We start from the raw sequence: 22,209 nt of genomic DNA, 5'->3' as shown, positions 1-22,209 counted from the left end.
CAATGCACTCCAATAGTCAAAAAAGCCTGAATCGTAGTGTTTTTATCCCGACATTTCTGGTCGTAGTCATCGCGGTAGCGGTCGGTTTGTTTAACAACGAGATGTTGGTCCGGGTGGCCAAGGACGTCTTCTATTTTTCGCTCTCGGATTTCGCTTGGTTGTATCAGTTATTAGCGATTTCGGTGCTGGGCCTGGTGGCTTATATCTTCTTTTCCAAGGCGGGTGATATCCGCCTTGGTGGAGCCAATGCAAAACCGACATTCTCAATGGCTTCGAATTTTGCGATGGCCCTGACTGGCGGGATAGCGACTGGCGTGGTGACTTACTCAGTCAATGAACCAATCATTTATCTGGGCAATATCTACGGCGAAATTGCGAATCAGTCGTTTGCCCCAGGCAGCGCGGAAGCCGCGATTTTTGCCTTGGCGCGCTGTTTCCATAACTGGAGTTTCATTCCCTATGCGATGTATTCGATTGTCGGCTTGATGATCGCCTACATGCATTACAACCGGAAAAAAGACTTTTCCATTGCTTCTACCTTGTCGCCCGTAATAGGTGCGCATAATCAGCGGCCACTGGTGAAGTCACTGATCAATATCGTTTCGGTGCTGGCGATCGCGCTTGGCTTGGCATCGTCGCTGGGTGCGGGGTTGGCGCTGATCAGCTCGGGGATTGAATCGCAGTACGGTATTCAATCAAGCCCGATGACATGGCTGGTGTTGTCGCTGGTGATTACGGCGGTGTTTGTCACTTCGGCGTTGTCCGGGCTCAAGCGCGGCATTCAATTTTTGTCCTCGATCAACGCTTATATCTTCTACGCCTTTGTGGTGATTCTGCTGATCGTCGGGCCTTTGAGTTATATCTTCAATCTGTCGGTGACTTCGATCGGTTACTGGCTGGATAACTTTTTCCTCTGGTCGTTTGACACCAAGGAATCTGGCGGCGAGGCACTGGTGACATGGTGGACCATGTATGACTGGTCGATCTGGATTGCCTATGCGCCGCTGATGGGGCTGTTTCTGGCGCGTATCTCATACGGGCGCACGCTGCGCCAGTTCCTGATCATCAACTGGATACTGCCTTCGGTGTTCGGCATGGTCTGGTTCGCAATCTGGGGCGCTTCAGCGATCAAGTGGCAGCTTGATGGCAGCCTCGATTTGATCAAGGTGATTACCGATCATGGCGCCGTAGCTGGCTTGTGGGGCTTCTTGCAGCACTTGCCGATGTCAGGTTTGCTGGTGCCTTTGGCGATCTTCACCCTGATTATTTCTTTCGCCACTGCAGCAGATTCCATGACCTCGACCATCGCCTCGATCTGCACCAAGAACATTCGCGCTGATGAAGAGTCGCCCAAGTCGCAGAAAATTATCTGGGGGCTTTCGATCAGTGCGATTGCTTTCATCATGGTTGCATTCGGTGGTGGCGCGCAGGGGGTCGATGGCATCAAGTATCTCGCCGCTGCTGGCGGCTTCACCGTTTTGTTCCTGTTTATCCTTATCGCGGCTTCGGCAGCTCGTGTGTTCGTGTTCAAGAAAGAAACACAAGACACCGATGAGCGTGTCAGTCGCGAGCAGTTAGGGGTGGTAAATGAACAACCTATTGCCTGATGTATTGCTGAGTGAGGCGCCGGTCACTTGGTCTGATGTGGTCAACGTTGCGCGTAATGGTGCGCGCATGGAGTTGTCGGCCTACCGCTGGATGCGGGTTAATGAAGCCCGCGAAGCAGTGTTGGCGATTGCTAACTCAAGCAAGCCGCATTACGGCATCAACACCGGGCTTGGTGCTTTGTGTGACGTGGTATTTGCCCCGAGCGAGCTGAGCAAACTATCGCGGCATACGCTGATGAGCCATGCCTGCGGGGTGAGTTCACCGCTGCGCAGTGAGCAGGTGCGGGCGATTATGTGCTGCGCGGTGGTTAACTACAGCCACGGTTATTCCGGGGTGAGCGCCGATGTAGTCAACGGCCTGCTGAACTTGCTCAACCAAGGCATCACGCCGGTGGTGCCGGGCCAAGGCTCGGTGGGTTACCTGTCGCATATGGCGCACATCGGTTTGGCGCTGCTGGGCATCGGTGATGTCGAATACGCCGGGCAAATCGTGACCGCCAGCCAAGCGCTGGCTAGTATCGACATGCAGCCCGTGGTGTTGGGCCCCAAAGACGGCTTGTGCCTGGTCAACGGCACGCCAGCAATGACCGGCCTGGCCTGTTTGACCCTAGCGGACACCTATCACTTGGCAAGCTGCGCTGATGTGGTCGCGGCGATGAGTTTCGAAGCCTTGGGCTGTCAGTTGGATGCGATCAGTCTGGCCGCCATTCAACGTAAGACTCACACCGGCATGCAGAAGACGGCGGCCAACTTGCACCAGTTGTTGGCGGGCAGCGAAGTGGTAGCCAAGAGTCAGGGCGCACACTTGCAAGATGCCTTGAGCCTGCGCGCAATCCCGCAAGTGCATGGCGCCTGTCGTGACCAGTTGGAACACGCCGCGCGTCAAGTCAGCGATGAGCTGAACTCCGCGACTGACAACCCCTTGGTGGTCAAGGATGGCGCAGAATATCGAATCATTTCACAAGCCAACCCGCACGGTGAGTCGGTGGCGATGGCGTGCGATCTCTTGACCATTGCGGTGTGCGAGTGGAGCAGCATCTCCGAGCGCAGGGCTTACCGTTTGGTCACGCCGCAAGCCAACAAGCTACCGCCGTTCTTGACTAAAGGCGGCGGGGTGAAATCCGGGATGATGATCGCGCAATACAGCGCGGCCTCATTGGTTGCGGATAACAAGCGTCTGGCCTTGCCAGCGGTGACTGACAACTTCCTGACGTCCGGGCTGCAAGAAGACCACCTGAGTTTGGGTGAAAGCGCGGCGCTGAAGTTGGATAAAGCCATTGAGAATGCGTTTTACGTATTGGCGATCGAGTATCTGTTGGCGGCTCAGGCTTTTGACTTTATTGAGGTCCGACCATTTGGCCAAGGCACCGGATGCGCATGGGGTTTGCTGCGCGAGTTGGTAGCCAGTTATGAAGAAGAACATCCGTTGTATCAAGATATTCGTCACACCTATGAAGTGCTGCGCGACGTGAACACGCTGTTCGCCTTGCGTCAGGCTCTGCCGAATTTCGATCTTTGAGTGGATACCAATATGTCTGTTTTAACCTTGGTACCGGGCCAGTTAAATCTCGCCCAATTGCGTAATTTTTATCAGCAAGCGCAGCATGTAACGCTGGATAGCAGTGCTGATCAAGGCATTGAAAACAGTGTTGCCTGCGTGCAGGGAATTCTTAATCAAGGCCGCACTGCCTACGGGATCAACACCGGTTTTGGCTTGTTGGCGCAGACCCGCATTGCCACTGAAGATCTGGAAAACCTGCAGCGCTCGCTGGTGCTTTCCCATGCTGCCGGTATTGGTGAGCCCCTGGATGACGCCATGGTGCGTTTGATCATGCTGCTTAAGGTCAACAGCCTGTCGCGTGGCTTCTCGGGCATTCGTCGCAAGGTTATTGATGCGTTGTTGGCGCTGATCAATGCCGAGGTTTATCCACATATCCCGCTAAAGGGCTCGGTGGGTGCATCCGGTGACCTCGCGCCATTGGCGCATATGTCTTTGGTGTTGCTCGGTGAAAGTCAGGCCCGTTATCGCGGCGAATGGTTGCCCGCAAAAGAGGCGCTGGCGATTGCCGGGTTGGAGCCACTGATGCTCGCGGCAAAAGAAGGGCTGGCGTTGCTCAATGGCACTCAGGTTTCCACCGCTTACGCGCTGCGCGGCTTGTTTGAGGCCGAGGATTTGTATGCTGCTGCCTCGGTCTGTGGCGCCTTGAGTGTTGAAGCCATGCTCGGTTCACGTGCGCCGTTTGATGCGCGGATTCACGATGCACGTGGCCAGCGTGGGCAGATCGATGCTGCTGCGGTTTATCGCTATCTGCTTGAGTCGAGCAGTGAAGTCGGGCGTTCGCATGAGGCCTGCGACAAGGTACAGGACCCGTACTCGCTGCGCTGTCAGCCACAGGTCATGGGCGCTTGCCTGACGCAGTTGCGCCAGGCCGCCGAGGTGCTGGCGGTTGAAGCCAATGCAGTGTCGGATAATCCGCTGGTGTTTGCCGCTGAAGGTGACGTGATTTCGGGGGGTAATTTCCACGCTGAACCGGTGGCCATGGCGGCAGATAATCTGGCGCTGGCGATTGCTGAAATCGGCGCTTTGAGTGAGCGACGTATCTCGCTGATGATGGACAAACATATGTCGCAGTTACCGCCATTTCTGGTGGCCAATGGCGGCGTCAACTCAGGCTTCATGATCGCTCAGGTGACAGCTGCGGCACTCGCTAGCGAGAACAAGGCATTGGCGCATCCGCACAGTGTTGACAGCTTGCCAACCTCTGCCAACCAGGAAGATCACGTATCAATGGCGCCAGCTGCTGGCAAGCGCTTGTGGGAGATGGCGGCCAATAGCCGTGGCGTGTTGGCGGTCGAATGGCTGGGTGCGTGTCAGGGCCTGGATTTCCGGGCGGGCATGAAAAGCTCTGAAGTGTTGGAGCAAGCGCGTAAGGTGTTGCGCGATGTGGTGCCTTATTATGTCGAGGATCGCTTTTTTGCACCCGATATCGCTGCCGCTGACGAGTTGCTCAAGCAGCGCGTGCTGTCTGGCTTGATACCCGCTAACTTGTTGCCGTCGCAAGGTTAGAAGGCGAAAAGGTCACGGCAGATTGGACGAGGTGTTGCTTGCGGCTCGTCCTAATCTGTCGCGGCCTGTATTATCAGGACGTCGCACCCACCCAAAGGAATCTACGTGGCCAGCAAGACCCCACGTTATCGTGTCATTGAGGAGCACCTGCTGGAGCGCATCAGCAGCGGGGCATACCCGGTTCATCATCAAATTCCACCCGAAGAGCAATTAGCCCGTGATTTTGGCGTAAGTCGAATGACGGCGAACAAGGCTATTCGCGATCTGGTGCAAAAAGGTTATCTAATCCGTCAGGCTGGGCTCGGTACTTTTGTTACTGACCGCAAAGCTGAATCGTCGCTGCATGAAGTCTTGAATATCGCCACCGAAGTCATCAGCCGTGGCCATGCGTACAGCAATGATGTGCTTCGTTGCGAAGCGATTGAGGCCGACGATGAAGTGGCGCTGCGCTTGGGTGTGCGTCTCGGCACCGAGGTGTTCCACACGATTCTGGTTCACCGTGAAAGTGGTGTGCCGATTCAACTGGAAGATCGCTTTGTTAACCCACGTTGGGTGCCCGATTACCTGCAAACTGACTTCTCGCAAAAGACGCCCAATGAGGTGTTGGTCGCCAACTGCCCGATTTCTGATGTCGAGCATGTTGTCGAAGCGCTATTAGTCGACGACCAGACGGCGCAGTGGCTGGATATCAGCACTGCTACGCCGTGCCTGAGCATGGTTCGTCGCACTTGGTCGGATGAGCACTTGATTAGCTATGCTCGGCTGATTCACCCCGGAGACCGCTACAAACTGCGCTCACGTTCCAGTCGGCGTAGTTGAGTTACGTTCAGCTCAGTACCAGACAATAAAATGCCGGCGCCATAAATAGCGCCGGCATTTTTGCAGTTGTCACAGACGTTTATTCAACTGTAGTTGCCGGGAAGGCTTGGCTGCCTATTACGTTGCCATCAAGCTCTTTACCGTAATAGCCGTCATCATCAGCGTGAAACTGTTTGGCTGTTGTCGCGACATCATCGATAAAGCGCGGGTCTTGCGGGCGCTCGCGGCTGTTCATATAGGCTGCTACGTCCCACGCTTGCTGAGGGTTGAGCTGTACGGCCTTGCCCAGCGGCATGTTCTCGAAGATAAATGTCGCCGCAGTGTTAACCCGGTGCATGCCCGCGCCCCAGTTATACGATTGTGGGCCCCATAATGCTGGAATTACCGGCACATCAGCCATCACCGTACCTTGACCTTCAGCACCGTGACACAAGGCGCAGTGCTCGCCGTACACCTTGGCGCCACGTTCCAGTGACGGAGCATGTGCGGGTTTTTCGAGCGCAGCAAAAGCGCGGCCCGGCATATGCCCGCGTCCATCGAGTTTGACCTTGTCGCTTAGCGGCCCAGGCAGTTTGAATGAGTCTGCATTGCCGCCTTGTTGCAAGGCGGCGTCGCTCATCTCGGGCACGGCTTTGTCGTGCATGCCGAACATGTCGAGCAATCCGCCCATCAGCAGCCAGTATGAATAAGCCGATATCGCGACCAGTTCCGGTGAGTCAGCAGCCGGAGCTTTACCGTTCATGGAAAAGTTGAAGCAACCCTGGATGCGTTCAGCAAAATTGCTGACTCTGTTGTTTTTCTTACGAAATGACGGGTACGCCAGATACGCTGCCCACATTGGCGCTGCATACGCTTTGCTGCCTGCATCGAGGTGGCAGTTGGTGCAGTTGAGTTGGTTACCGACGTATTTGCCTTTGAGCTGCTGGGTGTTGACGAACAGTTCGTAGCCTTTGCGGACTTTATCGCCAAACTCACCTTCGGGGATTTTGCTCAGGTCGCGTGATTGGAAATAACCCAGATTTGCGGCTTTTTGTTGTGCTGGAATTTCGTCCTGCATGTCAGCCATATAACTTTCGGCGCTGGCAACACCGCTGCCAGCCAGTAACAGGAACAGCCACGCATTGTTGATAGGCATCGGTTGCTCCTCTATTTGATGGCTGACAGGTAATCAGCCAAGGCCTGAATTTCGCTGTCTTTTAGCTTGCTGGCGATGTGGCCCATGGTGTTGTCTGGGTCACCGCTACGTTCTTTATCTTGCCAGGCGATTAGCTGGTCTTTGAGGTAACTGCTCTGTTGCCCGGCTAAACGCGGAAACAGACCGCCGCCAACTGCTGATGGGCCGTGGCAGCTATAACAGGCGGGCAGTGAGCGATGCAGGTCGCCTTGGTAATAGAGCTTTTCAGCACCCGACTGATTGAGCACATCACCGCGCTTTTGCAGCTTCGGTGCTGTGCCTTGCGTGGCGTAGTAGTCCAAGGCTTGTTTGCGAACGTTGAGGTCGACCAAACTCTGCGCCATTAATGTCATGACCACATTCTTCCGATCACCCGAAATGAAGTGTTCTATCTGCGCGTTCATGTAACTACTGGAGAGTCCGGCGAGTTTGGGGCCTTGCGTTGTGCCTTCCCCTTGTGCGCCATGACAGACAACACAGCTTTGCGCGGCCTCGGGGACTTCGGCTGCACTGGCGTAATTGGCCAGAAGCAGTGTCAACAGCGAGCCGATAGGTAAGAGTTTGTGCATACGATCCTTCGAGCGGGCATGAATATGCATTAATGATAGGTTGCTTCGTGATCCTCGCCAGCCGTATAGAACATCTTGATGTCGATCACTTGGATGTTTTTGCGGCGCTGTGCCTATTTTTCTACGCGTTCAATAGTTGTACCACTTGAGTTCTAACATCAGGGTGTTTTCCGGCGTGCTCATGTGACTGAAATCGCGGGCTGCACTGAAACGCAGGCCAAGGTCGCGCGAGATTTCCCACTGTTGGGTCAAGTTGATGCTGCGACGTACCTCGCCGTTATGGAAATAATCAGCTTTGCCTTCCAACAACAGGTTGCCAAGCGGGTTGCGCCACAAGAGCCCGCTATTAAACCCGGCGGCCGGGGCGACAAAGGCGGCAAAGTCGCGGTTGTTCTCAATACGTGCGGTGGCGAGGGCAAAACCGATGGTGTTGTCAGTCAGTTGCCACGTACCGCCACCGCCGCCAGTCAAATAAGTAGCCAGAGATTCGTCGTCATCCTTGCCAGAGACGCGCTCAGCTCCGCCTGAAACCTGCCATGACCATGGCTGCAGCAGTTCATTGCGCGGTGTCAGCGAGCGAATTTTTGCCAGGTCGAGTTGCTGCAACTGCCAATGATTATTTTCGTATTGGCGCAGTTTCAGCTGGGCGATCTCAATCTGTGCGCCTATTGGGAAGCCGTAGAGATTGTCGTTGAGGTCGTGATAAGCCATGCGCAAACCGTATTCGGCGAAGGCTTTATCACCACGGCTGCCGGCGCCCAACTGCCAGGTGCGCGATTCGTGTCCCGCCTCTGGCAGGTCGGGACGTTCAAGGTCGAGCAGCGGTGGCGGGTTTTGATTAATCGACTTGAGTAAGTCAAAGCTGCGAGCGGCCGTGGTTGAGTCGCGCTCACCGCTGGTTGTCCGGTAGCGCAGCAGGCGGAACGCGCCATCTTGAATCAGTGCTCGACGTTCAGCGGGCATCTGCTTGAAGGCCGGATCATTCAATACCGATTGATCATCCGCCAGGCGCAGCACCCATTGCTGTTCGTTATCGGTTAACTGTACGGCGCGCCCCAGCAGTTCGCGCTCACGGGATGGGCGATAGTCAATGCGTTCAATCAGCCCGGCATCTTCAACCGCCCGCACCGTATCGGTTGGAATAGCGGTTATCGGAAAATCGTCAGTCAGCTCAATGCCGGGGCGGGCGATTTCAAGCAATTCAAGCAAGCGGTATGAGCAGTTTTCATCAAAGAAGAAATAGTCGAACTCAATATCCTTGAGCTCCCAGACATGCTCCATCATGCGCCGGGTTTCTTCCGGGGTGAGGTTCAGTCGGTACTCCCACAAGTCGCGGTTTTCCAGGCTGCGGTACTCCGCCAGCTTTTCCCGGTAAGGCACCACTGCAAAAAAGCCGGGATAGCCGCCCATCAGACCTTTCCAGGCATAGAGCATGCTGTTGTCCATGCCTTCGATAAACGCACCGAAATTTAGCGCGTAACTGAGTAGAGCGGTGTTGTTGCTGTCCACGTCAGCTTGATCGATGCGCAGCAATGTGTGGCCGAACATCGAGGACGGGCTGTTGAGATAGGCGGCCGGGAATACCAACACGGTGCTGTTGGGCGAGACCTCAGTCATCCACTCGCTGTACTTTTGGCACACCGGTTTGGGTAAGTCATTCAGTGAAAGCTGCTCGCTCAGCCAGCGGGCGCGCGCGGGAAATTTGCACTGGGCATGTTCGTCGGCCAGTTTTGCGGGGGCGTACAGCGCTTTGACGGTTGCGCTCAGTTCCGACGCCGGGTCGCTGTCGCCATTGCTGGCGATAAAGAATTCATCATCGTCTACGTAACTGCGCCAACCGCCAAGTTTGCCGGTTTCATAATGGCCCAACGATATCCAGAAGGGGTGCGCAGCCAATGCTTGCAACTGTGCTTCAGGGATGCTCGGGGAAGCCTGTGCCGCTGCACAGCAAGAAGCCACCAGGACTGTCAAAATCCGTTTCAATTTCTAAGATTCTTATACGAAGGCCAGACTGGAGCTTTGGCGATGCTGGCGGTTTGTGTCAAGGCCATGAACCAACATCGCAGCCAATTGTTTAAGCCGTTATCTGTTTATTTTGTAGCATTGGTGCGTGCAGCTTTCACAATTAAGACACACACTGTACGCAGATGATCTGTGAGGAGCCTGTCATGACAGCGTTCGATCCATCTGCGGTGTTAAATGCATTACTTAGCGAGTACAGCGCACGTGCGACAACTATTCGTATGGCCCTGTCTGACAGTCACTCGCCAGACTTCGCCGAACAAGCGACGCAACGACAGAATGATGAAGTTCTGGAGGCGTTGTTAGCCGAGGCTGAGGAAGGCCGGCATGCGGTTGGCCTGGCCAAGTTGCGCTTGGCTGAAGGCACTTATGGGCAATGCTTGAAGTGCGCCGAGCCCATTGAGTCCGCTCGGCTGCAAGCATTGCCTGCCACGGCCTATTGTTTGGCGTGCGCCGAGCAAAGCGCTATAGGTCGTTGAGAACGCGTCTTTAGCGCCAGATTAAAAATAGTCGAAATTGATCGGCTGCTTTAGCTTGTGATCAACGTCCGAAGCGGCGATTATTTCTCCTGCGTGTGCCCTCCGTACAAGGATCTCCAATGCCTGAATCTGTTGCTACCCAATTGCGGCTAGCGCCTGAAGCTCTAACCCGTCCCTTTGCTCCCGAGCAGTTTAATTTCACAACCACAGATGACTTGGAGCCTTTTCGCGGTGTTTTGGGTCAGGAACGTGCAGTAGAAGCCCTGCAGTTTGGCGTGGCGATGCCGCGTCCCGGTTATAACGTGTTTGTCATGGGAGAACCCGGTACTGGGCGTTTCTCGTTCGTGCAGCGTTATCTCAAGGCCGAAGGTAAGCGTATGGATACGCCTGCCGACCATGTGTATGTAAATCATTTTGACGAGCCACGTGAGCCTCGCGTGCTAGAGCTTACCGCTGGTTCTGCTGGCGAGTTCATTGCGGATATCAACCTGCTTGTCGATAACCTGTTGGCGACGTTCCCGGCAGTATTCGAGCACCCGTCCTATCAGCAGAAGAAGAGTGCAATTGATCGCGCCTTCAACAAGCGTTACGACCAGGCGCTGGATGTAATCGAGCGCCTGTCACTGGAAAAAGGCATCGCGCTATACCGTGATAGCAGCAACATTGCCTTTACCCCAATGCTTGAAGGTAAGGCATTGGATGAGGCTGAATTTGCCCAGCTACCTGAAGCCGATCGCGAGCGCTTTCATCTCGATATCGCGATGCTTGAGGAGCGTCTGAACGAAGAATTGGCCAGTTTGCCGCAGTGGAAGCGTGAATCAAGCAACCAACTCCGGCAGTTGAACGAAGAAACCATCACCGTTGCCCTGCAACCACTGTTATCACCTCTCTCGGAAAAATATGCCGAGAACGCTGAAATTTGCGCTTATCTGCAGGCGGTGCAAGTTAACCTGCTGAAAACCGTGGTTGAGCAACTGGTTGATGTTGAGAAGATTGACGCGCAAACGCGCAAATTGCTGGAAGAGCAGTATTGCCCAAGCCTGGTGGTTGGCCATCATGTAGACGGTGGTGCGCCGGTTGTTTTCGAGCCGCATCCGACCTATGACAACCTGTTCGGGCGCATTGAGTACAACAATGACCAAGGCGCGCTCTACACCAGTTATCGTCAGTTGCGTCCGGGGGCATTGCACCGGGCCAATGGTGGTTTCCTGATTCTCGAAGCCGAGAAGATGCTCAGCGAGCCGTTTGTCTGGGATGCACTCAAGCGAGCCCTGCATTCGCGGCAACTGAAGATGGAGTCACCGCTGGGTGATCTCGGTCGTATTGCGACTGTGAGCCTCAATCCACAGGTTATTCCGCTGCAGATCAAAGTCATCATCATTGGTGCGCGCCAGCTGTATTACGCGTTGCAGGATCATGATCCAGACTTCCAGGAAATGTTTCGTGTTCTGGTCGATTTCGACGAAGACATTCCCTTGGCTGACGAAAGCCTGGAGCAGTTCGCCCAGTTGATGAAAACCCGCACCTCAGAAGAGGGCATGGCGCCCCTGACCGCAGCAGCGGTGGCGCGTTTGGCAACCTTCAGTGCCCGACTGGCGGAGCATCAAGGTCGCTTGTCGGCACGGATTGGTGATTTGTTCCAGTTGGTCAGCGAGGCGGATTTTATCCGTCAGCTAGCCAACGAGGCGGTGACTGATGTTGGCCATATCGAGCGTGCGCTTAAAGCCAAGGCCACCCGAACAGGGCGCGTTTCAGCGCGAATTATCGATGACATGCTGGCCGGAATTATCCTCATTGACACCCGTGGCGCTGCAGTGGGCAAATGCAACGGGTTGACGGTATTACAGGTCGGCGATTCTGCGTTTGGCGTGCCTGCACGGATTTCGGCAACCGTGTATCCGGGCGGCTCCGGTATTGTCGATATCGAGCGTGAAGTCAACCTCGGCCAGCCGATTCACTCCAAAGGCGTGATGATTCTGACCGGTTATCTCGGCAGTCGTTATGCACAGGAGTTTCCGCTGGAAATCTCAGCGAGCATCGCGCTTGAGCAGTCCTACGGTTATGTCGATGGCGACAGCGCCTCGCTTGGCGAGGTTTGTACGCTGATTTCAGCTTTGTCGCGCACGCCGCTAAAACAGTGCTTTGCGATTACCGGCTCGATCAACCAGTTTGGTGAAGTGCAGGCTGTTGGCGGTGTAAACGAGAAAATCGAAGGCTTCTTCCGCCTTTGTGAGGCGCGTGGGCTGACAGGCGAGCAGGGCGCGATTATTCCACAGTCCAACGTCACCACCCTGATGCTCGATGATCGTGTGTTGCAAGCTGTTCGTGACGGGCAGTTCCACATCTATGCCGTGCGCCAGGTTGATGAGGCGCTAAGTCTGTTGGCGGGTGAAGAAGTCGGGGCGCCAAACGATAAAGGCCAGTTTCCAAGCGGCAGTGTCAATGCGCGTGTGGTTGAGCGTCTACGCGAGATCGCCGAGATTGGCATGGGCGAAGAGGATAAAGAGCCGGAAGCGCTCGCTGAAAAGGTTGCGAAGGCGGTTGCAAAGCCTGCCGAGAAAAAACAGCCTGCGAAAAAGCCTGTGCCAGCCAAACCGGTTGCTCCCAAGTCTGAAAAGCCTGAGTAATACCTTGCCGTTATAGCGCTCGATACTGGAGGACATTGCCAGTATTTGAGCGCTAGCCTGCAACTCACTTGTTGCGCGCCCTCGCACCGTTCATCCACACACTTACCCACAGGTATTAAGCCGTAAGTATGTGGCTTCCCTATCAGTACTTTTCGGGTGTAGGCTGTAGTCCTGATCATGAGAGGGTCGCCGCGATGTCGCGTAGTCTCTGCCTCACACGTCAATGCTTGGGTTTGGTCACGCGTATCGAATGCGTGGTGTTGCCACTGGCCGGCGAAAATGGACTTTGGACGCTGATCTGCGCCGCCGGTATTTCCGGGTCTCAACCTTCTGTAATCAAGGCGCAAGGGCCATTCTACGGGCCTTCTGTGGCAGAAGGGGTATTGGCCGGAATAGCCGAAAGCCTGGCTGATCAAGGTTATGGTTGCTGTCCTGAACTGCTTATCTGGCGCCTGCACATTCAGTCTGAGTTGCGTCAGTTGAATGGCCATCGTTGCCGTAATCTGGGCGACTATCAGTTCCATCCCGAAAGCTGATCAAGCGGTTGCCTAGGTCTTTTCGGCAAGGCATGTATCTCCTGCGTTTGCGCAGTTAATCCCGAGCCTCTCCACAGAGTTATCCACAGTCTGCTGAATAAGTCTTCAAGGTGTTTCAGAGGGCTTTTACGGCGCAGCCGCGCAGGTATAATCGCGAACCAATTTATCCCTCGTGAGGCTTCATGGAACGCTTTATTGAAAATGCGATGTATAGCTCGCGCTGGTTACTTGCACCTATCTATTTTGGCTTGTCGTTGGGGCTGCTGGCCCTGGCGCTCAAGTTCTTCCAGGAAGTCCTACATATCCTGCCCAACGTGTTTTCGATGGCCGAGGCTGACCTTGTTCTGGTCATTCTTTCGCTGATCGACATGGCGCTGGTTGGCGGGCTTTTGGTCATGGTGATGCTTTCGGGCTACGAGAACTTTGTCTCCCAACTGGACATCGACGCCGGCAAAGAAAAGCTTAGCTGGTTGGGTAAGATGGACTCCGGCTCATTGAAAATGAAAGTCGCGGCGTCGATCGTGGCCATTTCTTCCATCCATTTGCTTAAAGTGTTTATGGACGCGAAGAACATTCCGGACAACAAATTGATGTGGTACGTGATTATCCACATGACTTTTGTGCTCTCGGCATTTGCCATGGGTTACCTGGATAAGCTGACCAAGCACGAGAACTGATTCAGCCCCATGCAGTGCTCCGCCCGCCTGGCTTTAAGCTTGGCGGGCGGTTTTCGTTGCGCGGGCTGATAACGCGCATTGGCCTGAGTGTTCAACACAGTTATACGCGGTGGTTAAGCCAGAGATTGCTTTGTGCTAGGCTTGCCGGCCTTTTAAACCCGCAGCGGAGCAGTTCATGTCCGAACTTAATCTTACTACTGACGAAACACGCGTCAGCTATGGCATTGGTCGTCAACTTGGCGGTCAACTGCGTGATAATCCGCCACCGGGTGTGAGCCTGGATGCGATCCTTGCTGGCTTGACTGACGCTTTCGCGGGCAAAGACAGCCGCGTTAGCGAAGCTGATATGAATGCCAGCTTCAAGGTCATCCGTGAAGTCATGCAAGCTGAAGCACAGGCTAAAGCCGAAGCGGCAGCAGGCGCTGGCATCGCATTCCTGGCTGAGAATGCTGGCCGTGAAGGTGTTAACAAGTTGGCTTCCGGCCTGCAGTACGAAGTGCTGGCTACAGGTGACGGCGCGACCCCGACCCGTGAAGACACCATTCGTGCTCACTACCACGGTACCTTGATCGACGGCACTGTTTTCGACAGTTCCTATGATCGCGGTGAGCCTGCTGAATTCCCAGTTGGCGGCGTAATCGCTGGTTGGACCGAGGCATTGCAGCTGATGACTGCGGGCAGCAAATGGCGTTTGTATGTGCCTAGCGAGCTGGCTTACGGCGCCCAAGGCGTTGGTAGCATTCCGCCGCACAGCGTACTGGTATTCGACGTCGAGTTGCTCGAAGTCCTGTAATCCCGGTGTGTACTGAGTCCGGCAACCTTATGCCGGGCTCAGAAATGCAGAGTGCCGTGATTGATGGGTTCTGGCATAGCGGTCACGTAGTGTGATTGCGCGCTTTTTCCGGAGCGCAAGAGATTGATCGTCCAGGCGCAATGCCCGGGCGTAGCAGAACAGGAACAGGTTACGCACCAGTTCTTTCAGTACCAAGGGTTCGCTCGAATTCAGCTCGTGTAGATCCAAATCGCCCATGTCACGCAGCTCATCCAATGCTTCTTCCTCAAGCATCGCGCAGACTTCACCCGTGTCACGATTGAGGATGCGCAGATAAGGTTGCGGTCGATCAAGCCAAGCGTCGATTAAATAGGTCATGTCTCATCTCCCTGATGTGTTAGATGATAATAATTCCTATTCGCATAATAGCAAGGATCAATTAGTGCTATTCGTCGGGCATTAAAAAGCCCGTCGCTTGGACGGGCTTTGTGGATGCTGCGAGTGTGTCAGTGCGTACGGGCTACGGCAAAGCGGCTTAGTTCGATCAACGCATCGCGGTATTCGCTGGCAGGCAGCACATCCAGGCAGGCAATTGCGCGTTCTGCAAAATCGCGGGCTTGCTGGGCGGTGTAGTCAAGCGCACCGGCTGTTTCAACCGCGTTGCGAATGCTTTCGAGATTCTCGATGCCACCTTTCTGGATCGCCTGACGCACCAATGCGGCTTGCTCGGGTGTGCCTTCGCGCATGGTGTAGATCAGCGGCAGGGTAGGTTTGCCTTCCGCCAGGTCGTCACCCACATTTTTGCCCAATGTGGTCGCGTCGCCGCGATAGTCGAGCAAATCGTCAACCAACTGGAAGGCCACGCCGAGGTGGTCGCCAAAGGTGCGCAGCGCTTCGGTCTGTTCTGGCGTGGCACCGGCCAATGCGGCAGCACTGTGAGTTGAAGCCTCGAAAAGCATTGCGGTTTTGCCGCGAATGACTTCCATGTAGGTCTCTTCAGTGGTGCTGGCATCACGGATCTTCGACAGCTGCAGGACTTCACCCTCGGCAATCACGCGAGTGGCTTTGGAGAGGATTTTCATAACCGGCATCGAGCCCAGTTCGACCATCATCTCGAAAGAGCGCGAATAGAGGAAGTCGCCGACCAATACGCTCGGGGCGTTACCCCATTGGGCATTGGCGGTGCTGCGCCCGCGGCGCATGTCTGACATGTCAACCACGTCGTCATGCAGCAAGGTGGCGGTGTGCAGAAACTCAATGGTCGCAGCCAGCAGGCGCAGGTTATCGTTCTGCAATCCAAGTGCCTTGCCGCTAAGCAGGACCAATAGAGGACGCAGACGCTTGCCGCCAGCTGAGATAATGTAGTCGCCGATTTTCTCTACCAGCGGTACACGCGAGACAAGTTGTTGACGGATAATGCCGTCAACGGCGGTGAAGTCGTCCGCCACCACGCGGTAGAAAGCCTGGGGTTGCATCAGTTGCAGGTGCTCCTCGAAGGTTGCGCGGCATGCTAGGCGGCGGGCTCGGGGCTGTCAAGGCAAGGGCCTGACTAGCTTGAGCAGTTTCAGGTATTAGGATGACAGCTTAACAAAGGGCTGAGCGTAGCTATATTACTGTTATAAAATGCAGCTCTGCATCAATATACCGCACTGCAGTTCGCAGCCTCCCGTTTCGCGATGGCTGCGGGGGCTTGCGCGGCGTTATCAGCTTGCGTACAATCGCGCACCCTGAACTTCCCCCTGGGCATTTCCCTGCCTTACGCAATTGCAAGGGCGTCTTTTCCGGCCCCGAGCAGCCATGCCAGCCGATAACTATCCCTCTAAAGAGCTGGGTGAGCAGGATTAACGGAGATATACCATGTACGCTGTAATTGTTACTGGTGGCAAGCAATACAAAGTCACCGAAGGCGAATTCCTGAAGATCGAAAAACTCGAAATCGGCACTGGCGAATCCGTCACTTTCGATCGCGTTTTGTTGATCGGCAACGGTGACGACGTTCAAATCGGCGCACCAGTTGTAGATGGCGCTAAAGTTGTTGCAGAAGTTGTGGCGCAAGGTCGTCATGATAAAATCCGCATCATCAAGTTCCGTCGTCGTAAGCACCACATGAAGCGTCAGGGCCACCGTCAGTGGTTCACTGAGATCAAAATCACCGGTATTTCGGCCTGATTCATTTCAGCCTGATCCCTTTATAGGAGTATTGACTCATGGCACACAAAAAAGCTGGCGGTTCCACCCGCAACGGTCGCGACTCAGAAGCCAAACGCTTAGGCGTTAAGATGTATGGCGGCCAGGCTATCAAAGCAGGCAACATTATCGTGCGTCAGCGCGGCACCCAATTCCACGCTGGTTACGGCGTTGGTATGGGTAAAGATCACACTCTCTTCGCTAAAGTCGAAGGCGTGATCAAGTTTGAAGTAAAGGGCGCCTTCGGTCGTCGTTACGTGAGCGTTGTCGCGGCTTAATCGCGGCAAGGTTAAAAGCCCCGTCCTTGCGACGGGGCTTTTTTGTTTTTGTATTCTTGGGGTTCTTGCCAAACTGTCCTGATAAAAGGCTTATGATTAAGCTCTTGTGCTAGGTCAATTTTGCAAGCACCTGTTCCTTGATTGTTGTTGACCCGCTGTACTGGTGGGAGGCGTGCTCATGAAATTCGTCGATGAAGTATCGATTTTTGTAAAAGCCGGTGACGGTGGAAACGGTTGTATGAGTTTTCGTCGTGAAAAGTTCATCGAAAATGGTGGGCCGAACGGCGGAGATGGTGGTGATGGTGGCTCGGTTTTCTTGATGGCAGATGAGAACCTCAACACGCTGATCGATTACCGTTACACCCGGCGTTTCGATGCTGAGCGTGGCTCCAATGGTGGCAGCACCGATTGCACTGGGCGCAAGGGTGAAGAGTTGGTCCTGCGTGTGCCGGTTGGTACTACGGTGATCGATGCGGGCACTCAAGAAGTTATTGGCGATCTGACCAAAGCGGGTCAGCGCCTGATGGTTGCGCAGGGCGGCTGGCACGGTCTGGGTAATACCCGATTCAAGTCCAGTACCAACCGTGCGCCGCGCCAGACCACGCCTGGTAAGCCGGGTGAGTCGCGTGATCTTAAACTTGAGCTTAAGGTGCTGGCGGATGTCGGTCTGTTGGGCTTGCCTAACGCCGGTAAGAGCACCTTTATTCGTGCCGTGTCGGCGGCCAAGCCTAAGGTTGCGGATTATCCCTTTACTACACTGATCCCTAATCTGGGCGTTGTCAGCGTTGATCGCTACAAAAGTTTTGTGGTTGCCGATATCCCAGGTTTGATCGAAGGCGCTTCCGATGGCGCTGGTCTGGGTATTCGTTTCCTCAAGCACTTGGCGCGTACGCGTCTGTTGCTGCATCTTGTCGATATGGCGCCGCTGGATCTGACTGATCCGAGTGAATCGGCGATCACCATTGTTGATGAGTTGACCAAATTCAGTCCGGCGCTGGCTGAGCGTGACCGCTGGCTGGTGTTGAACAAGTCGGATCAGATGCTCGAAGAAGAGCGTGATGAGCGTGTCGCTGAAGTGGTTGCGGCGCTCGACTGGAAGGGGCCGGTTTATGTAGTCTCGGCTATTTCTGGTGAAGGCACGCAGCGTTTGTGTCAGGACATCATGACCTACCTTGAGGCGCGTACCGAGAAGATCGCGGAAAATCCAGCCTTTGCCTCTGAGTTGGCCGAGCTTGATCAGCGCATCGAAGATGAGGCGCGTGCGCGTCTTCAGGCTTTGGATGATCAGCGTGCGTTGCGTCGCTCAGGGGTTAAGAGTGTCGAAGACGTCGATGAAGACGACTTTGATGATGAGGATGACGATGACGGCCCGGAAATCTTTTACGTCCGGGATTAAGCCATTATCAACGCCGCTTAATTGCGGCGTTTTTGTATGTTTCGTGACTAGTTAATGCTTTGTGCTTTTGGGTGCAAGGCTAGGGTTGAGGAATCATGCGTGACAAGGTGACTGGCGCGCGGCGCTGGGTGGTTAAAATCGGCAGTGCGCTGCTGACGGCAGATGGTCGTGGTCTGGATCGTGCAGCAATGGCTGTGTGGGTCCGGCAGATGGTTGCATTGCGTGAGCAAGGTGTAGAGCTGGTGCTGGTGTCTTCTGGTGCTGTGGCGGCTGGTATGAGTCGTCTGGGCTGGGTATCGCGGCCGAGTGCGATGCATGAGCTGCAGGCGTCTGCTGCCATTGGCCAGATGGTGTTGATTCAGGCGTGGGAATCGAGCTTTGCCGAGCACGGCCGGCGCACAGCGCAAATTTTGCTGACCCATGATGACCTGTCAGATCGCAAGCGCTATCTGAATGCGCGCAGCACTTTGCGCACCTTGGTTGAGCTCGATGTGGTGCCGGTGATCAATGAAAACGACACCGTGGTCACTGATGAAATTCGCTTCGGTGACAACGATACCTTGGCGGCGCTGGTTGCCAATCTGGTCGAAGCTGACTTGCTGGTTATTCTCACTGATCGCGACGGAATGTTTGACGCTGATCCGCGGAATAATCCAGATGCCAAGCTGATTCACGAGGCGCGTGCTGACGATCCTGCCCTGGATGCTGTTGCGGGTAGCGTGGGCGGCGCTCTGGGGCGTGGCGGTATGCAAACCAAGCTGCGCGCTGCACGGCTTGCTGCTCGCTCGGGGGCGCATACAGTTATTGTCGGTGGGGCGATTGAGCAGGTGCTGGCGCGGCTCAAGTCGGGCGAGCGTTTGGGCACCTTGCTTGCGCCTGAGCGCGGTATGTTGGCGGCACGCAAGCAGTGGCTGGCCGGGCACCTGCAGACCCGCGGTACATTGGTTTTGGATGATGGTGCGGTCAAGGCGCTGGCGACAGGGCGTAAAAGTCTGTTGCCTGTCGGTGTGCGCGCAGTAAAAGGCAGTTTCCGTCGCGGCGAGATGGTCGTATGTGTTGCTGCTGACGGTCGAGAAATTGCGCGTGGCCTGGCCAACTACAGCGCGCTTGAGGCGCAAAAGATTATTGGTCAGTCCTCTGATGCGATTCAAAGCTTGTTGGGTTATGTTGATGAGCCGGAGTTGGTTCATCGGGATAACTTGATACTGGTTTAGAGGAGCGCTTTATGCGTGTGGCAAATGGATTGCTGGGTGCGTTGATGATGTTGCCGATATTGGTTTCGGCAGAGGAAATTGGCGAGGTATCAACCGTTTTCAAGTGGTTGGGGCCAAATGACAAGATTGTCGTTGAGGCTTTTGATGATCCTAAGGTTGAGGGCGTGACCTGCTATTTGTCGCGGGCCAAGACTGGCGGTGTTAAAGGTGGTCTGGGTTTGGCTGAGGACCGTTCTGATGCCTCGATTGACTGTCGCCAAGTCGGGCCAATTAGCTTCACTGGCAAGCTTGAAGATGGTGAAGAGGTGTTTAAGCAGCGCACCTCGCTCATATTTAAAACCATGCAGGTGGTGCGCTTCTTCGACCCGAAGCGCAATGCGCTCATCTATCTGGTGTATAGCGATCGGGTGATCGAAGGCAGCCCGCAAAACTCAATGGCGGCTATTCCCATCATGCCGTGGCCATCTGGCAAGTAAGTGTTCTGCTAAGAAACCGCCACTTCGGCGGTTTTTTTCTGTCTATGCTTGGCTGTGTACGGACTTTGGGGGTTGAGTGCTTTATTTCAGGCAATAAAAAACCGGTCATAAGACCGGTTTTTTAAGGTGTTACGCCAAGAACTGACTGCTAATTAAGCAGCAGTGCTGAGTGCCTTGATGTGGGCATTCAGGCGGCTCTTATGACGAGCTGCTTTGTTCTTGTGCAGGATGCCTTTGTCAGCCATGCGGTCGATGACCGGAACAGCTGCGGTGTAAGCAGTTTGGGCCAGGCCAGCATCTTTAGCGTCGATAGCTTTAACAACGTTTTTGATGTAGGTACGGACCATCGAGCGCAGGCTGGCGTTATGGCTACGACGCTTCTCAGCCTGTTTTGCGCGTTTTTTGGCAGAAGGTGTATTGGCCACCGTCAAGCTCCTCGAAAATTTGGGGGTTGCAAACAAATAAGGCCGCGAATCATGCCTAGAAGGTATTCGTCTGTCAAGACTAAAGACAATTCCTGGCGCTAGCCTGACAAGTGGCAGGCCGCTACACTCGACGCCTTCGTGAACCGGTGGATTGTCCGCTGGCTCACTCGTATGCGGAAAAATCATTATCTCATGAATTTGCTTAAGTCGCTGGCCGCCGTTAGCTCTTTGACCATGCTCTCGCGTGTTTTAGGTTTTGTGCGCGACACCATAATTGCTCGAACATTCGGCGCTGGCGTGGCTTCGGACGCCTTTGTGGTGGCTTTCAAATTGCCAAATTTACTGCGAAGAATTTTTGCTGAAGGCGCTTTTTCGCAAGCATTTGTACCTATTTTGGCTGAATACAAGACCCAGCAAGGCGAGGAGGCGACCCGAACCTTCATTGCATTCGTCACCGGACTGCTGACATTGGTGCTTGCGGTCGTGACCTTGCTCGGGGTGTTAGCGGCACCGTGGATTGTGTGGATATCTGCTCCGGGCTTTGCCGATGAGCCTGATCGCTTTGCACTCACCACTGATCTTTTGCGGGTTACTTTTCCTTATATATTGCTGATTTCACTGTCGTCGCTTGCCGGGGCAGTGCTCAATACGTGGAATCGGTTTTCGGTGCCGGCATTCGTGCCTACGCTGCTTAACGTCAGCATGATTGTGTTTGCGCTGTTTTTAAGTCCCTACTTTGATCCGCCGATTATGGCGCTGGGTTGGGCGGTATTGGTCGGTGGTCTGCTGCAGTTGCTTTATCAACTGCCGCACCTGAAAAAGGTCGGCATGTTGGTATTGCCGCGCCTGAATCTCAAGGATCGCGGTGTATGGCGAGTCCTGAAGCAAATGGGGCCGGCGATTTTTGGTGTGTCGGTCAGCCAGATTTCCCTGATCATTAACACCATCTTTGCTTCATTCTTGGTGGCTGGATCGGTCTCGTGGATGTATTACGCTGATCGGTTGATGGAGCTTCCATCCGGGGTGCTCGGCGTCGCGCTCGGTACGATTCTGTTGCCAGCGCTGTCGAAAACCTACGCCAGCGCCAGTCGTGAAGACTATTCACGGCTGCTCGATTGGGGGCTGCGTCTGTGTTTTGTGCTGGTATTGCCGAGCGCGGTCGCGCTGGCTGTGTTGGCTGAACCCTTGACCGTGTCGTTATTTCAGTACGGTAAGTTCAGTGCGAATGATGCCTTGATGACCCAGCATGCGTTGATTGCTTATTCCGTCGGCCTGCTGGGCATCATCTTGGTGAAGATTCTGGCGCCCGGCTTTTATGCGCAGCAGAACATCAAGACGCCGGTGAAGATTGCGATTTTCACGTTGTTCTCCACGCAGTTGATGAATCTGGCCTTTATCGGCCCACTTGCTCATGTTGGTCTGGCCTTGTCCATCGGTTTGGCGGCTTGCCTGAATGCCAGCCTGTTGTATTGGCAACTGCGTAAGGCTGACATGTTCCAGCCGCAACCGGGCTGGATGATGTACTTGTTCAAGCTGGTGCTAGCGGTGTGTGTAATGGCGGCGGTGCTGCTTGCCCTTATGCACTACATGCCGCAATGGTCCTCTGGAGGCATGCTTGAACGTTTGCTGCGCCTTGGGGCGTTGGTGGCTGCGGGCTTGGTCAGTTACTTCGCCAGCTTGTTGTTGATGGGCTTGAGGGTGCGCGACTTTTCGCGCAAGGCCATCAGCTAGCTTGCAACTTGTTTTTCCAGCCCCAAATTAGGTCAGGCGGGTAACGCTTTTTTACCCGCCACCTGTTTGCACGAGTATTTGGATATTGGTTGTGGTTTGGTGGACAAGCTTCGCGTTGTCGCACCCTACAGATTGATCGTGGTGGGGCGGGTA

At 54.7% G+C, this 22,209-nt stretch carries 20 protein-coding genes and 1 pseudogene; 15 read left to right on the top strand and 6 right to left on the bottom strand.

The annotated features are described in order from the left end of the window. Positions 1–2 precede the first annotated feature (2 nt). From ACN0UH_RS02815 to hutC, 4 genes are all read left to right on the top strand, one after another. The gene (locus ACN0UH_RS02815) at positions 3–1,607 is read left to right on the top strand and encodes a BCCT family transporter (protein ID WP_417660612.1); all 1,605 of its coding nucleotides are present in this window, start codon (positions 3–5) and stop codon (positions 1,605–1,607) included. Beyond that, positions 1,588–3,126 carry an HAL/PAL/TAL family ammonia-lyase gene (locus ACN0UH_RS02810; RefSeq protein ID WP_417660611.1) on the top strand — a complete coding sequence of 513 codons (1,539 nt, stop codon included), beginning with the start codon at positions 1,588–1,590 and terminating at the stop codon, positions 3,124–3,126. The genes ACN0UH_RS02815 and ACN0UH_RS02810 overlap by 20 nt, the downstream gene beginning before the upstream one ends. A 12-nt stretch (positions 3,127–3,138) precedes the next feature. Beyond that, positions 3,139–4,674: a histidine ammonia-lyase gene (hutH, locus tag ACN0UH_RS02805; protein WP_417660610.1), complete on the top strand. Its 1,536-nt coding sequence runs from the start codon at positions 3,139–3,141 to the stop codon at positions 4,672–4,674. 105 nt (positions 4,675–4,779) lie between these two features. Further along, complete coding sequence (gene hutC / locus ACN0UH_RS02800; RefSeq protein ID WP_417660609.1) at positions 4,780–5,493, top strand: histidine utilization repressor; 714 nt, start codon at positions 4,780–4,782, stop codon at positions 5,491–5,493. Between the two features lie 79 nt (positions 5,494–5,572). Here hutC and ACN0UH_RS02795 read toward each other — a convergent pair whose 3' ends face one another. The 3 genes from ACN0UH_RS02795 to ACN0UH_RS02785 form a co-directional block, all read right to left on the bottom strand. Further along, on the bottom strand, positions 5,573–6,628 hold the full coding sequence (locus tag ACN0UH_RS02795) for a c-type cytochrome (RefSeq protein ID WP_417660608.1): 1,056 nt from the start codon (positions 6,626–6,628) through the stop codon (positions 5,573–5,575). An 11-nt stretch (positions 6,629–6,639) separates the two neighbouring features. Continuing rightward, positions 6,640–7,236: a c-type cytochrome gene (locus tag ACN0UH_RS02790; protein WP_417660607.1), complete on the bottom strand. Its 597-nt coding sequence runs from the start codon at positions 7,234–7,236 to the stop codon at positions 6,640–6,642. 129 nt (positions 7,237–7,365) lie between these two features. Next, the gene (locus ACN0UH_RS02785; protein ID WP_417660606.1) at positions 7,366–9,219 is read right to left on the bottom strand and encodes a DUF4105 domain-containing protein; all 1,854 of its coding nucleotides are present in this window, start codon (positions 9,217–9,219) and stop codon (positions 7,366–7,368) included. 185 nt (positions 9,220–9,404) lie between these two features. On the opposite strand from ACN0UH_RS02785, the gene ACN0UH_RS02780 reads away from it, so the two are divergent. The 5 genes from ACN0UH_RS02780 to ACN0UH_RS02760 all read left to right on the top strand — a co-directional run bounded on the left by ACN0UH_RS02780 (position 9,405) and on the right by ACN0UH_RS02760 (position 14,370). Then, positions 9,405–9,737 carry a TraR/DksA family transcriptional regulator gene (locus ACN0UH_RS02780; protein ID WP_417660605.1) on the top strand — a complete coding sequence of 111 codons (333 nt, stop codon included), beginning with the start codon at positions 9,405–9,407 and terminating at the stop codon, positions 9,735–9,737. 119 nt (positions 9,738–9,856) lie between these two features. Further along, entirely contained in the window at positions 9,857–12,364 is a 2,508-nt protein-coding gene (locus ACN0UH_RS02775) for a Lon protease family protein (protein WP_417660604.1), read from the top strand. A gap of 194 nt (positions 12,365–12,558) precedes the next feature. Continuing rightward, positions 12,559–12,900 (top strand): hypothetical protein, encoded by a 342-nt coding sequence (locus tag ACN0UH_RS02770; RefSeq protein ID WP_339511576.1) that lies wholly within the window; start codon positions 12,559–12,561, stop codon positions 12,898–12,900. A gap of 182 nt (positions 12,901–13,082) precedes the next feature. Continuing rightward, positions 13,083–13,577, top strand: a complete 495-nt coding sequence (locus tag ACN0UH_RS02765) for a TIGR00645 family protein (RefSeq protein ID WP_339511574.1) — start codon at positions 13,083–13,085, stop codon at positions 13,575–13,577. Between the two features lie 175 nt (positions 13,578–13,752). After that, complete coding sequence (locus tag ACN0UH_RS02760) at positions 13,753–14,370, top strand: FKBP-type peptidyl-prolyl cis-trans isomerase (RefSeq protein WP_417660603.1); 618 nt, start codon at positions 13,753–13,755, stop codon at positions 14,368–14,370. Between the two features lie 135 nt (positions 14,371–14,505). On the opposite strand, the pseudogene ACN0UH_RS02755 reads toward ACN0UH_RS02760, so the two are convergent. Together ACN0UH_RS02755 and ACN0UH_RS02750 are read right to left on the bottom strand one after the other, a co-directional pair. Beyond that, a pseudogene (locus ACN0UH_RS02755) lies at positions 14,506–14,727 on the bottom strand (hypothetical protein); the annotation flags it as partial. 128 nt (positions 14,728–14,855) lie between these two features. Then, on the bottom strand, positions 14,856–15,824 hold the full coding sequence (locus ACN0UH_RS02750) for a polyprenyl synthetase family protein (RefSeq protein WP_417660602.1): 969 nt from the start codon (positions 15,822–15,824) through the stop codon (positions 14,856–14,858). Positions 15,825–16,206: 382 nt separating this feature from the next. Between ACN0UH_RS02750 and rplU the strand changes: the two genes are divergently transcribed. From rplU to ACN0UH_RS02725, 5 genes are all read left to right on the top strand, one after another. Continuing rightward, positions 16,207–16,518: a 50S ribosomal protein L21 gene (gene rplU, locus ACN0UH_RS02745; RefSeq protein WP_087518185.1), complete on the top strand. Its 312-nt coding sequence runs from the start codon at positions 16,207–16,209 to the stop codon at positions 16,516–16,518. A 38-nt stretch (positions 16,519–16,556) separates the two neighbouring features. Next, complete coding sequence (gene rpmA / locus ACN0UH_RS02740) at positions 16,557–16,814, top strand: 50S ribosomal protein L27 (RefSeq protein ID WP_003281574.1); 258 nt, start codon at positions 16,557–16,559, stop codon at positions 16,812–16,814. A 178-nt stretch (positions 16,815–16,992) separates the two neighbouring features. Continuing rightward, positions 16,993–18,210, top strand: coding sequence for an Obg family GTPase CgtA (gene cgtA, locus ACN0UH_RS02735; RefSeq protein ID WP_417660601.1), 1,218 nt, complete (start codon positions 16,993–16,995; stop codon positions 18,208–18,210). A 95-nt stretch (positions 18,211–18,305) separates the two neighbouring features. Further along, entirely contained in the window at positions 18,306–19,424 is a 1,119-nt protein-coding gene (gene proB / locus ACN0UH_RS02730) for a glutamate 5-kinase (protein WP_417660600.1), read from the top strand. Between the two features lie 11 nt (positions 19,425–19,435). Then, complete coding sequence (locus ACN0UH_RS02725) at positions 19,436–19,900, top strand: CreA family protein (RefSeq protein ID WP_417660599.1); 465 nt, start codon at positions 19,436–19,438, stop codon at positions 19,898–19,900. 152 nt (positions 19,901–20,052) lie between these two features. On the opposite strand, the gene rpsT is transcribed toward ACN0UH_RS02725, so the two are convergent. Continuing rightward, positions 20,053–20,325, bottom strand: a complete 273-nt coding sequence (gene rpsT / locus ACN0UH_RS02720) for a 30S ribosomal protein S20 (protein WP_010489670.1) — start codon at positions 20,323–20,325, stop codon at positions 20,053–20,055. A 192-nt stretch (positions 20,326–20,517) separates the two neighbouring features. Here rpsT and murJ point away from each other — a divergent pair, with 192 nt between their 5' ends. Further along, positions 20,518–22,056, top strand: a complete 1,539-nt coding sequence (murJ, locus tag ACN0UH_RS02715) for a murein biosynthesis integral membrane protein MurJ (RefSeq protein ID WP_417660598.1) — start codon at positions 20,518–20,520, stop codon at positions 22,054–22,056. Positions 22,057–22,209 lie beyond the last annotated feature (153 nt).

Origin of the sequence: Pseudomonas sp., assembly GCF_048265905.1 — a bacterium.
Lineage (GTDB): Bacteria > Pseudomonadota > Gammaproteobacteria > Pseudomonadales > Pseudomonadaceae > Aquipseudomonas.
The sequence above is the reverse complement of the archived record's forward strand: the minus strand, read 5'-3'. Positions and strand labels throughout refer to the sequence as shown.